Raw genomic sequence first — 13,143 nt, forward strand, 5'->3', positions numbered from 1 at the left:
GTTCTCAAGTGGCGGGCGGGCTGGGTTGGCTCGGGGTTCGTTCTCAAGTGGCGGGCGGGCTGGGTTGGCTCGGGGTTCGTTCTCAAGTGGCGGGCGGGCTGGGTTGGCTCGGGGTTCGTTCTCAAGTGGCGGGCCGGCTGGGATTGGTCGGGGTCCGTCCTCAAGGGGCGGACCGGCTGGGGTGTTCGGGTTTGCCGGGGGGTGGGTGCCCGGCTCTCCGGTGGGCTGGGCAGCCTTGGCCTCTGCGGTGATCCGGGCATGCCCGGCGGCTTCCGGGACTTGAGCAGGCCCAGCCGTTTCGAGGGGCTGGGCATATTCAGCCTCGCCGGCGTTTGAGGCGCGGGGGTTCGGGGGCTGGTCCCCGACCGTGGCCCGCACTGTGCGGGGTCCCGTGGTGCGGGGTCCGTCCTCAATCGCCGGACGGGCTCGGATTGGTCGGGGTCCGTCCTGAAGCGGCGGGCCGGCTGGGTTGGCTCGGGGTTCGTTCTCAAGTGGTGGACAGGTCGGGGTGGTGCGGGGGGGCGGTGGGGGAGGGGCTTGCTCAGGGGGTGGAGGGGGGAGCAGTTCGGGGTAGGCGCAGGCTGCCAGGAGGGTGGCCGCGTGCCAGGGCGGAGGGGCCGGGAGGGCGAGGAGGCGGGAGGCCTCCCGGGTGCGGCCGAACCACAGCAGGGCGCCGAGGAGCCCCGCGGCACCCCGCCCGTCCAGCCCCCCCTCGCGCGCCGCACCGCACAACTCCGGCAGCAGCGGCAGCACCGTCACCGGATCGGTGCGCCACCGCGCCCGCGCGAGCGCCCCCACCACCCGCACCCGCTCCGGCCCCTCTGGGCAGATCCCGTGCGCCGTGCCCAGACACACCAGCGCGAGCTGCCGCTCCCCCTCGGCCCAGGCCCGCCCCGCCGCCTCCTGGAGCACGGCGACCGCCCAGGGCGCCCCCTGCCCCGGGTCCGCCGTCCCGGCTCTGGAGGCCGCGATCAGGTGCTCCGCGACGCTCAGTGCGGCGTGGCCGTGGTCGTGGAGCAGCCGGGCGGTGCGGGTGTGGAGCGCGGCCCGCCCCCGCGCGGGCATGGCGTCGAGCAGGGCGGTGCGCAGCACCGGGTGGCGGAAGCGCCCGGCGTCCAGGAGCCCCGCCGCGTCCATGGTGGCGACGAGATGCGCCACCCGCGCCGTGTCCCGGCCGAGCAGCCGCCCCACCAGCCCCGCCGGGGCCGCGTCGGGCAGGACCGCCAGCGCCCCGGCGACCTCGTGGAGCCCCGGCTCCCCCCGGTGCAGACACTCCGTCCACGCCTGGGTGAAAGCGGGCCCCACGGTCGGGCCGAGCCGTCGGTGATCGGCCAGCAGGGCCCGTACCAGCAGGGGATTCCCCCCGGTGAGGCTGTGGCAGGCGGCGGCGAGACGGAGCCCCTTCGCGGCGCCGAGCCGTTCGGTGAGCAGCTGGGTCTGCCCGGCGCGCGACAGCGGGCCGAGACCGATCCGGACGCAGTGCGGCCGGCTCCGCAACTCGGCGTGCAGCAGCGGATCGTCGGGCCAGCCCCCGCCGCGCTCGGTGAGGACCAGCAGAATCCGGGCGGACCGTAATCGGTGGGCGAGGTGGAGCAGACAGCGCAGGGACGCGGGGTCCGCGTGGTGCGTGTCGTCGACGCCGATGACCAGCGGGGTGCGCGCGGACCCGGCGAGCAGCGCGGCGGAGAACCCGCGCAGGGTGTCGGGGGACGGCTCCCCGGCCCGCGCGGGCGCGAGCGGCCGTCCGGTGTGTCCGGGGAGCGCGCGCAGCAGGGCGTGCGCGACGCTCAGCGGGGTGCGGCGCTCCGCCGCGACCGCCGTGACGCGGAGGAGGAGCGCCCCGGACGCCTCGGCGTCCGCCGAGAGGGAGCGCAGCAGCGCGGTCTTGCCGGAGGCCACCGCTCCGCTGATGAGCGCAACGCCCCCCTGCCCGCCCAGACTTCCGGTGAGGAGCCCGCGCAGCGTCGCCAGCTCCCGTTCCCGCTCGATCAGTTGCATAGACGTATCCCCAACGGATGACGTATTTCCTCTGGTCACGACGTCGACTGGACTTACCGTGACGGCGGTGGAGCCGTGCGTGAGGAGTAGACCATGGGCGCCGTCACAGGAAGGTCACCGCGCCATCCGGGTTCGGTGGGGACCCGGCGTGGCCCCAGTGGGCTGTTCTGGCTGGTGATGCGCTGTGAGGCGGATGTGGAACGGCTGTGGAGGGGCTGTGCGGCGCGCGGTACGGGTGGTCCGCGCGGGCCCTCCGCACCGGCGCGCGCGCCTGTCGCGCGCCCCTCGGGCCGCTCGCCGAGGCTCTGTTCATGCTCGAAACAGGCCACAAACAGACGTTTGTCCTGACGGCCCGTCGGTGCGAGAGTCAGCAGGAGCGGCTCCCTGTCCGGCCCCGCGCCGGCCGTGGCGCCGTCTGCCCGGCGGCTCGGCGGCTCGGCGGGCACGCGCAGGCAGGAGGGCGGCTGCTTGGGGGGCGGGGGACATGCCTGGCATGAGCGTGGTGGAGCGGACCGAGCAACTCCGGATACTGGAGGAGGCACTCGCCGACGAGCGGCCCCCGGGCCGGGTGGTGCTGGTCGAGGGGGCCGCCGCCACCGGCAAGACCACTCTGCTCGACGCCTTCGGGGCCCGTGTCACCGCGTCCGGCGGGGTCTTCCTCACCGCCTCGGCCTCCCGGGTGGAGCGCGATCTTCCACTCGGCGCGGTCGGCCAGCTCTTCCAGGCGTCGGCCCTGACGGCCCGCCGGATCGCGCGGGCCGACCGGCTGCTGCGGGAGGGCGCGCGCGCCGCCGGCACCCACGGCGGCCCGGGTGCCGAACCGGCCACCGCGCACACCACCGTGACCCCGGCCGGAACCGAACCGGGCGCGGCCCTCCAGGTCCCCGCCCGCGTCCTCGGCGCCCTCGGCGAGATCCTGCTCACCGCGGCGGGCGGCGCCCCCCTGGTCATCGGGGTGGACGACATCCACCACGCGGACGCGTCCTCGCTGCATCTGCTGCTCCACCTGGTGCGGCGGCCGGGCGGCGCGCGGGTGCTGCTGGTGCTGACCCAGGCAGTGCGCGCCTCCCGGCCGCACCCCCTGGTCCACGCCGAACTGCTCCGCAGGCCCGGCGCCCGGCGGCTGCGCGTCGGACCGCTGACGGAACAGGGCACGGCCGCCCTGCTGGCCGGGCACTTCGCGCCCCCGGCCGTGGAGCGGCTGGCCGCCGAGTGCCACACGGCCAGCGGAGGCAACCCCCTCCTCGCGCACGCGCTGATCGAGGACACCCTCGGCGCCGGGCCCGCGCCCCGCGCCGTGCCCGTCTTCGGCGAATCCTTCCGGCAGGCCGTCCTCACCTGTCTCTTCCACTCGGAGTCCACCGCGCTCGCGCAGGCCATGGCGGTCCTCGGGGAGGATGTGTCGGACGCGGCGCTGGGCGAACTGGCGCAGTACGACGCCGAGTCGGTGGGCCCGGCCCGGGAGGCGCTGCGGGCCACCGGACTGCTCGGCCCCGGGGGGTTCCGCCACCCGGCCGTCCCGGCCGCCGTCCTCGGCGGGATGCGGCCCGAGGCCCGTACCGCGCTGTACGTCCGGGTGGCGCAGGTGCTGCACGGCCTGGGCGCGCCCGCGCCCGCCGTGGCGCACCGGCTGCTCGCCGCCGACCGGGCGGACGCGCCCTGGGCGGTCGCCGCGCTCCGGGACGCGGCCCGGCAGGCGCGGTCGGGCGGGGACCGGCAGCGGGCGATCCCGCTGCTCCGGCTCGCCCTCCAGGAGTGCGCGGACGAGGAGCAGCGGCCCGCCGTCCTGCTCGACCTCACCGAAGCGGAGTGGCAGCTCGATCCGGCGGTCGCCGCGCGCCGCCTCCCCGAACTGGTGCTCGCCGTACGGGACGGAGCGCTGCCGGCGGCCCGCGCCGCCCTGCCGGTCTCCTGGCTGCTCTGGCTCGGCCGCGTCGACGAGGCGCTCGGTCTGATGGACCGTCCGGCGGGGCGCCCCGGCCCCCCGGCTCCCCTGTGGTGGCTCCCCTTCGGCTACCCGGGCCTCGACCGCGCCCCGGCGGCCCCCGCCGCCTCCGCCCCGTGCGGGGGCTCTCCCTCCGTCCCGTGCGAGGGCGCCCCCGCCGCCCCCTTCCCGTCCGCGCCGCCGCGCTCCCACGAGACCGCCGCCCTGCTGACGTCCTTCCGCGCCCAGGCCCGCGCCGAACCGCCCGGTGCCGAGCCTGCCCGCGCCGAACCGCCCGGTGCCGAGCCTGCCCGCGCCGAACCGCCCGGTGCCGAACCGGCCGGCCCCGGCCCCGCTCCCGGCCCCGCCGCCGACCCCGGGCAGGACACCCTCGTACGCGCCGAGCGCATTCTGCGGCACCCCGGCCGGGCGCCCGGCTCCATGGCGGCGCTCGCCGCCGTCGCCGCCCTGGTCCACTCCGACGAGCCCGATCGCGCGGAGAGCGCCTGCGAGCGGCTCGGCCCCGCCGCCGCACAGGGCCCCCCGCTGGGCAACGCCCTCTTCCTCGCGCTCCGTGCCGCCGTCCATCTGCGGCGCGGGGAGCTGGAGAGCGCCGAGAAGGCCACCCACGAGGCGCTCACCCTGATTCCGTCCCAGGGGTGGGGTGTCGCCCTCGGCTTTCCGGTCTCCGTGCTGCTCTCCGCGCTCATCGCGCGGGGGCGGCACGACGAGGCGGAACAGTGCCTCGACATTCCGGTTCCGGACGCGATGTTCCACACTCCGGTCTGTCTCCCCTATCTCCAGGCCCGGGGAAACTATTATTTGATGATAGACCGACCGCAGGCCGCACTCGCGGAATTCCAGGCATGCGGCGAACTGATGATCCGCTGGGGATTCGACACCCCCGCATTCGTTCCCTGGCGCAGTGATCTCGCCCGCGCCCATATCGCGCTGGGCGAGCGGGAAGCCGCCGGGCGGCTCGTGTCGGAACAGCTGAAACGCATCCGCCCGGGCCAGTTCAGAACCCGGGGAATATCGCTGCGGGTGCTCGCCGCCGCCTGCGACGCGCCCGCCCGCGCCAAGGCGCTGGGAACGGCGGTGCGGCTGCTGGAGCGGGCGGGCGACCGGCTGGAGCTGGCCCGCGCCCTCGCGGACCTCGGCGACGTCTGCCGCGCCCGGGGCCAGGAGGGCCCGGCCCGGGCCATGGAACAGCGGGCCCGGCAGCTCGCGGCGGAGTGCGGTGTCGAGCCCGCCGAGGAGGCGCGGCCCCTGCTGCTCCCCGCCGAACTGCCCGAACCGCCCGAGCGGGACGGCGGCGAGGGGCCGCTCGCCGGGCTGAGCGTCTCCGAGCGGCGCGTCGCCGGCCTCGCGGCCAGCGGCTACACCAACCGCCAGATCGCCCAGCACCTGCACATCACGATGAGCACGGTGGAACAGCACCTCACCCGCGTCTACCGCAAGCTCCGGGTGCACCGGCGGACCGACCTCCCCGTCCATCTGATGCTCCCGCTCGAAGGCCACCCCGCCTGACGCGGGTTCTCCCGCCGGCCGTCACCCCATTCCGCCCGGGAGTACCCGCCGGGCGCGTCGTCCAACTGCGGAAGAACACCATTTGGACGCGGCATGGGGACGCGGCCCGAATTACCAATGATCAACTCCGCACTCGGACAGCGCGGGCGACTCTTGTCCGCGCGCCGCGCGCCGTGTGACTCTGGGGCCTCGGCAGGGGGAGCGGGAAAGCGCTCCGCCGTCCCCGAATGCGCCATCCCGGAATGCGCCGTCCCGGAGTGATTGATATCCCGCACGGTCATGCCTTCGCTCAGCACAATCCGGTTCCCCAGGAACAAGGAAAGGATTTGTTGTGGCCAACCCCTTTGACGACGCGGACGGTACCTTTCTGGCGCTCGTCAACGACGAGGGCCAGTTCTCCCTCTGGCCCGCGTTCGCGGACATACCCGGGGGCTGGGCGGTCGCCCACGGCCCCGGCGCCCGCACCGCCTGCCTGGACTTCATCGAGCGGGTCTGGACGGACATGCGCCCGCTGAGCCTGGTCACCGCCATGGGCGGCGCGCCCGCCACCACCGCGCGGGTTCCCGTCTCATGATCGGTGGACCGGGCCCCCTCATCCAGGTGCGGGGCGGATTCGGCCCCGAGTCCCCGGACCGGCAGCAGATCACCCCGGGCACCCTGCGGCGCGTTCTGCCCTATCTCCGGCCCTACCGGGGCACCGTCGCCGCGCTGCTGGTCATCACCGCGCTGGACGCGCTGATGATCGTCACCACCCCGCTGCTGTTCAAGGTCCTCATCGATGACGGCATCCTTCCCCGGGACACCTCCGTGGTGGTCCGGGTCGCCCTCACCGTCGGCGCGCTCGCGGTGCTCCAGGCGGGTGCCGGGCTCCTGGAGAGCCGGCTCTCCGGCCGGATCGGCGAGGGGCTCGTCTACGACCTGCGCACCGCCGTCTTCGACCATGTGCAGCGCCAGCCGCTCGCCTTCTTCACCCGCGCCCGGACGGGTTCCCTGGTCAGCCGGCTCAACACCGACGTGGTCGCCGCCCAGCAGGCGATGACCTCGCTGCTGTCGATGGTGATGTCCAGCACCCTGGTGCTGCTGCTGGTGCTCGGCACGATCTTCTATCTCTCCTGGGCGGTCGGAGTCCTCGCCGTGGTGGTGCTGCCCTTCTTCATCCTTCCCGGGCGGGTCGTCGGCCGCAGACTCCAGCGGCTGCTGCGGGAGTCCATGCAGGTGGACGCCGAGATGGGCACCATGCTCAACGAGCGGTTCAATGTCGCGGGCGCCCTGCTGACCAAGCTCTACGGCCGGCCCGCCGACGAGACCCGGCTCTTCTCGGACCGCGCGGCCCGGGTCCGCGACCTCGGGATCGTCACCGGGGTCCACTCCCGGCTGCTGCTGCTCTCGGTGACCCTGCTCGCCTCGCTCGCCACGGCCGTCACCTATGGGATCGGCGGCTCGCTGGTCATCGACGGCGCCTTCCAGATCGGCACCCTGGTCGCCCTCGCCACCCTGCTCACCCGGCTGTTCGGCCCGATCAACCAGCTCTCCAACGCCCAGGCGCAGGTCATGACGGCGCTCGTCAGCTTCGACCGGCTCTTCGAGGTGCTGGACCTCAAGCCGCTGATCACCGAACGGCCCGGGGCCCGCGCCCTGCCCGCGCCGGCCGCCACCGCGCCGGAGGTCGCGTTCGAGGACGTACGGTTCCGCTACCCGGCGGCCTCCGAGGTCTCCCTCGCCTCGCTGGAGGCGCTCGCGGCCCCCGCGCCCGAACGGCCCGACGACTCCTGGACCCTCGACGGCATCAGCTTCCGCGCCCCGGCCGGGAAGCTCACCGCGCTGGTCGGCCCGTCGGGCGCCGGCAAGACCACCCTCACCCATCTGGTGCCCCGGCTCTACGACCCCCAGCGGGGCACCGTGCGGATCGGCGGCCACGACGTCCGCGATCTCACGCTGGAGTCGCTCCGCGAGACCGTCGGCATGGTCACCCAGGACGCGCACCTCTTCCACGAGACGCTCCGCGCCAACCTGGAGTACGCCCGTCCCGGCGCGAGCGAGCGCGAGCTGATCGAGGCCTGCGACGCCGCCCGGATCTGGCGGCTGATCAGCTCGCTCCCCGACGGGCTCGACACCGTCGTCGGCGATCGCGGCTACCGCTTCTCCGGCGGCGAGAAGCAGCGCATCGCCATCGCGCGGCTGCTGCTCAAGGCCCCGTCGGTGGTGGTCCTGGACGAGGCCACCGCCCATCTCGACTCCGAGTCCGAGGCGGCGGTGCAGCGGGCGCTGCGGACCGCGCTGGCCGGCCGCACCTCGCTGGTGATCGCCCACCGGCTCGCCACCGTCCGCGACGCCGACCAGATCCTGGTGGTCGACGGCGGACGGATCGTGGAGCGCGGTGTCCACGACGAACTGCTCGCGCTGGACGGGGTGTACGCGGAGCTGTACCGGACCCAGCTCACCCGGGGGCCCGGCGCCCCCGGCCCCGTACCCACCGGACCGCACGGCGCCGGCGGACCGCACGGCGCCGGCGGACCGCACGGGGGTCCGCACGGGGGTCCGAACGGCGGGCCGGGAGGGGGCCCGCACGGAGGGCCGCTCGGCCCGCTCCCCGGCGGCGGAGGCCGACCCCATCTGCTCCCGCCGCCCGGCGGGGGCGGCGGAAGGCCGCATCTGCTGCCCCCGCCGCCCCGCTGATGCCCACGACAACCGCCCCCTCGGTGGCCCCCCGCTCCGACGCCCTCGCGTCATGCCCGGTGAGAAGGAGAAGACGTTGACCCAGATGCAGGTCGAGGACGTGTGGCCGCTCGCGCCACTCCAGGAAGGACTGCTCTTCCACGCCGCCTACGACGAGGACGCGCCCCGCGACGTCTATGTCGGACAGCGCGTGCTCACCCTCGAAGGACGGGTGGAGCCCGAGCGGCTGCGGGCCGCGTGGCAGGCGCTGCTCGACCGGCACGCCAGCCTGCGGGCCGGTTTCCAGACCCGGGGCTCCGGCGACGCGGTCCAGGTGATCGCCAAGCGGGCCCCGCTGCCCTGGCGGATGGTGGACCTCGCCGGACTGGACGAGGAGGCGGCCCGGGAGGCCGAGGCCCGCGCCGCCGACGCGGACCGGGCGCGGTTCGACCTCGCCGTACCGCCGCTGCTGCGGGTGCTGCTGGTCAGACTCGGCCCGGAGCGCCACCGGCTGGTCGTGACGATCCACCACATCCTCATGGACGGCTGGTCGCTGCCGATCCTCTTCGGGGAGATGTGGGAGGTGTACGGGGCCGGGGGCGACGCCGGGGTGCTGCCGCCGGTGACTCCGTACCGCACCTATCTGGAGTGGCTGGTCCGCCAGGACAAGGACGTCGCCCGCGCCGCGTGGCGGGAGCTGCTCGCGGACGCCCCCGAACCGACGCTGGTCGGCCCCGCCGACCGGGGCGGCCCGCCCGTGATGCTCCAGCATGTCGTCTCCCGGGCCGGATACGGCCTCGCCGAGTCGCTGCGCGGGGTGGCGCAGAGCCACGGGGTGACCCTCAACACCGTCGTGCAGAGTGCCTGGGCCGTGCTGATCGGCCTGCTCTCCGGGCGCGGCGATGTGGTGTTCGGCGCCACCGTGTCCGGCCGGCCGGCCGATCTGCCGGGCGTGGAGCGGATGCTCGGGCTCTTCATCAACACCGTGCCGGTACGGGTCGGTCTGGACCCGGCGCTGCCGTTCAGCGCGGTCCTGGAGCGGCTCCAGGGCCAGCACTCGGCGATGCTGGAGCACCAGCACCTCGGTCTCACCGAGATCCAGCGGGTGGCGGGCCCCGGGGCGACCTTCGACGCGCTGGTCGTCTACCAGAACTATCCGCGCGGGCCGGTCCAGCAGCCGCGCACGGGGCCGCGCGGCCAGACGGGCGAACCCGGTCCGGGCGGCGCGCCGGGCCCCCGGCGCGACGGCCCCCCGCCCGGGCCGCCCCAGGGCCCTCCGCCGGGACCGCCCCAGGGCCGTCCCCCCGGGCCGCCCCCGGGCACGGAAGGGCCGCACGGGGCCCGGCCGCCCGGCGCCGCGGGCCCGCTGCACGGCGGCCCCCCGCCCGGCGCCCGCGGCGGCACACCCGACGCGGCCCCCGCCGACGGCCAGATCCGGATCACCGGAGCGGGCGGCGAGGAGGCCGCCCACTACCCCCTCACCCTGGTCGTCACCCCGGCCGACGCGATGGAACTCCGCCTGGACTACCGCCCCGACGTCTTCGACGAGGGCACCGTCCAGTCCCTGATGGCCCGGCTGGTCCGGCTGCTGACCCAGATAGCCGACGACCCGTCCACCCTCGTCGGCCGGGCCGAACTCCTCGACGAGCAGGAGCGCCACCGGGTCCTGGAGGGCTGGAACGACACCGCCCGCCCGCTGCCCGGCGGCTGCGTCGCCACCGCCTTCGAGCGCCGGGCCGCCGCGGCCCCGGACGCGCCCGCCGTGACCGACGGCGCCGAGACCCTGACGTACGCGCAGCTCAACGCACGCGCCAACCGGCTCGCGCACCGGCTGATCGCCGCCGGGGTCGGCCCGGAGAGCCGGGTCGGCGTGGTGCTGGAGCGCTCCGCCGCGCTGGTCACCGCGCTGCTCGCGGTGGTCAAGGCGGGGGGCGCCTATGTGCCGCTGCACGGCCGCTCCGCCGAAGCGGAGGTCTCCCTCGTCCTGCTCGACCGGGGGACCGCCGGCCGGCTCGGCGGCGAGAACCCGTTCAGCGCCGCCCTCTTCCCGGTGGCCTTCGAGACCCTGGTGGAGGGCCCGGGCGCGGAGAACCCGGGCGTACCGCTGACCGCCGACCATCTGGCGTACGTCCTCTACACCTCCGGCTCCACCGGCGAACCCAAGGGCGTCGGCGCCACCCACGGCAATGTGCTGAGCTTCTGCCTGGACGGGAGCTGGCGCGACGAGACCGTGGAGCGCGTCCTCGTCCAGGCCAACCACGCCTTCGACGCGTCGACCTACGAACTGTGGGTGCCGCTGCTGCGGGGCGGGGAGCTGGTCGTCGTACCGCCGGGGGAGGTCGACGCCGTGGCGCGCGGGCGGCTCATCGCGGACCGGCGGGTCACCAACGTCCATGCGACGGCCGGGCTCTTCGGGGTGCTCGCCGAGCAGCACCCGGAGATCTTCACCGGGGTGCGCGAGGTGTCCACCGGTGGTGACGTGGTCTCCGCGAACGCCATCCGCGTCCTGCTGGAGACCCACCCCGGCCTGGTGGTCCGCTCCACCTACGGGCCCACCGAGACCACCGCGTTCACCACCCAGATCGCCTTCACCGCCGGCCGCGAGGTGCCCGATCTGGTGCCCATCGGCCACCCCATGGACAACTCCTCGGCCTATGTCCTGGACGACGCCTTCCGCCCGGTGCCGCCGGGGGTGACGGGCGAGCTGTACATCGCCGGGTCCGGGGTGGCGCGCGGCTATGTCGGACAGGCGGCGCTCACCGCCGAGCGCTTTGTGGCCTGCCCCTTCCCGGCGCCCGCGGGCGGCGGTCCGGCGGGCCCGGCCGGGCGGCGGATGTACCGCACCGGGGACCTGGCGCGGTGGAGCCCGGACGGGGAACTCCTCTTCGCCGGGCGCGCCGACGGGCAGGTGAAGATACGCGGCTACCGCGTCGAGCCCGGCGAGATCGAGGCGGTGCTCGCCGCGCACCCCGCCGTCCGGCAGGCCGTGGTGATCGCCCGCGAGGACCAGCCGGGGGTCAAACGGCTGGTGGCGTATGTCGTCCCGGAGGACGCGGGGACGGTCGACCAGGAGGCGCTGCGCGCGCATGTCGCCGACCGGCTCCCCGACTACATGGTCCCGGTCGCGGTGATCGCCCTGGACGGGCTGCCGGTGACGGTCAACGGCAAGCTGCACCGGGAGGCGCTGCCCGCGCCGGACTTCGCCGGGCGGGTCACCGGACGGGCCGCCGCGACCCCGGTGGAGGAGCTGCTCTGCGGGCTCTTCGCGGAGGTGCTCAACCTGGAGAAGGTGGGCGCCGAGGACTCCTTCTTCGGCCTCGGCGGCGACTCGATCATGTCGATGCTGGTGGTGTCGCGGGCCCGCAGGGCCGGAGTGGTGATCACCCCGCGCCAGGTGTTCGAGCTGAAGACCCCGGCGGAGCTGGCGCGGGTCGCCGGGACCGTGGAGAACGGGGAGGGCGCGGACGCCGTCGACGACGTGGCGACCGGCGATGTGCCGCTGACGCCGGTGATGCGGGAGCTGGCCGGGCAGTCCGGTTCGGTGGCCCGCTCCGGTACGCAGTCGATGCTGCTGGCGGTTCCGGCGGAGCTGGAGGAGGCGCGGCTCACGGCGGCCCTGGCGGCCGTGCTGGACCACCACGATCTGCTCCGTGCCGAGCTGGTCGCCGCCGACGAGCCCGGCGGAGCGGAGCGGCTGCTGGTCCCGGAGGCGGGCGGGCGCGCGCCGGCGGCGGATCTGGTGCGCCGGGTGGACGCGGCGGGGCTGACCGACGAGGAGCTGTCCGCCCTGGTCAACGCGGAGGCCCGGGAGACCGCCCGGCGGATCGACCCGTACGCGGGGCAGATGGTGCGGGCCGTCTGGTTCGACCTCGGGCCGGGGGTGCCGGGCCGTCTTCTGGTGGCCGCGCACCACATCGTCGTGGACGGGGTGTCCTGGCGGATTCTCGTGCCCGATCTGGCGCTGGCGTACCGCACGCTGGAGACGGGCGCGGAGGTCGCGCTCGAACCGGTGGGGACCTCCTTCCGCCGCTGGGCGGGGGAGCTGGCCGAGCAGGCCCGGAGCCAGCAGCGGGTGAGCGAGCTGCCGCGGTGGACGGAGATGCTCGCCGGGTCCGAACTGATCCTGGGCGAACGGCCGCTCGACCCGGCCGAGGACAAGCTGGCGCACGGCTTCGACCGGGTGCCGCTGACCCTGCCGGCCGAGGTGACCACCGCGCTGCTCACCAGCGTCCCCGCGGCCTTCCACGCCGGGGTCGACGATGTGCTGCTCGCGGCGCTGGTCGCCGCCGTCGGGGAGTGGCGGCGCTCCCGGGGCGAGGGGTTCGACGGGGGGATGCTGGTCGCGCTGGAGGGGCACGGCCGGGAGCCGCTGACCGGGGAGATGGATCTGACCCGCACGGTCGGCTGGTTCACCGGGGTCCACCCGGTCCGGCTCGACCCCGGGGTGCTGGACTTCGCCGAGGTCCGCTCCGGCGGCGCGGCGGCGGGCCGGCTGGTCAAGCGCGTCAAGGAGCAGTTGCGGTCCGTCCCCGGCGACGGACTGGGGTACGGGATGCTCCGCCATCTCAACCCGGCGACGGCCCCCACCCTGGCGGCCCTGCCCACCCCGCAGGTCGCGTTCAACTACATGGGCCGTTTCGCCTCGGCCGCCGACGGCGACACCCGGGGCGTCCGCCCCGACTGGAGCCCGGCGGGCGAGCGGGCGATGGGCGGCACCATCGACCCGGAGATGGCCGCCCGCCACCCGCTGGAGGCCGGGGGCTCGGTCCGTGACCTCCCGGGCGGCCCGGAGCTGACGGTCCTTCTGGAGAGCCCGGTGGGTCTGCTGGGCACCCCGCTCCTCGAAGAGCTGCTGGGGGCCTGGGCGGCGATGCTCCGGGGTCTGGTCGCCCATGTCACCGAGGGCGCGAGCGGCGGCCACACGCCGTCCGACTTCTCGCTGATCTCCCTGGCCCAGGACGACATCGAGGAGTTCGAGGCGACCTTCGCCGTCCGCGCCTCCGGGGAGGCGGCCACGAGGTCCTGACCACCCGGCC

General features: G+C 75.4%; 5 protein-coding genes. 4 read left to right on the plus strand and 1 reads right to left on the minus strand.

Annotation, left to right across the window (positions count from 1 at the left end):
- On the minus strand, window positions 1-1,998 hold a 1,998-nt coding region (locus ABT122_RS23715), incomplete at its 3' end, for an AAA family ATPase (RefSeq protein ID WP_351555690.1).
- Window positions 1,999-2,482: 484 nt separating this feature from the next.
- Here ABT122_RS23715 and ABT122_RS23720 point away from each other — a divergent pair.
- From ABT122_RS23720 to ABT122_RS23735, 4 genes are all read left to right on the plus strand, one after another.
- Window positions 2,483-5,452 carry a helix-turn-helix transcriptional regulator gene (locus tag ABT122_RS23720; RefSeq protein WP_351555693.1) on the plus strand — a complete coding sequence of 990 codons (2,970 nt, stop codon included), beginning with the start codon at window positions 2,483-2,485 and terminating at the stop codon, window positions 5,450-5,452.
- Window positions 5,453-5,783: 331 nt separating this feature from the next.
- Window positions 5,784-6,026: an MbtH family protein gene (locus tag ABT122_RS23725; protein ID WP_351555696.1), complete on the plus strand. Its 243-nt coding sequence runs from the start codon at window positions 5,784-5,786 to the stop codon at window positions 6,024-6,026.
- Entirely contained in the window at window positions 6,023-8,128 is a 2,106-nt protein-coding gene (locus tag ABT122_RS23730) for an ABC transporter ATP-binding protein (protein ID WP_351555699.1), read from the plus strand. Before ABT122_RS23725 ends, ABT122_RS23730 begins: the two co-directional genes overlap by 4 nt.
- Before the next feature lie 85 nt (window positions 8,129-8,213).
- Complete coding sequence (locus ABT122_RS23735; RefSeq protein WP_351555810.1) at window positions 8,214-13,133, plus strand: non-ribosomal peptide synthetase; 4,920 nt, start codon at window positions 8,214-8,216, stop codon at window positions 13,131-13,133.
- Window positions 13,134-13,143: the final 10 nt, after the last annotated feature.

Source organism: Streptomyces sp. NPDC001985 (assembly GCF_040296845.1).
GTDB lineage: Bacteria > Actinomycetota > Actinomycetes > Streptomycetales > Streptomycetaceae > Streptomyces.

Bases quoted from the DNA above. Each gene is read 5' to 3' on its own strand.
- ABT122_RS23720 (WP_351555693.1), top strand. From the start codon at position 2,483: ATGCCTGGCATGAGCGTGGTGGAGCGGACCGAGCAACTCCGGATACTG.
- ABT122_RS23730 (WP_351555699.1), top strand. From the start codon at position 6,023: ATGATCGGTGGACCGGGCCCCCTCATCCAGGTGCGGGGCGGATTCGGC.
- ABT122_RS23735 (WP_351555810.1), top strand. From the start codon at position 8,214: ATGCAGGTCGAGGACGTGTGGCCGCTCGCGCCACTCCAGGAAGGACTG.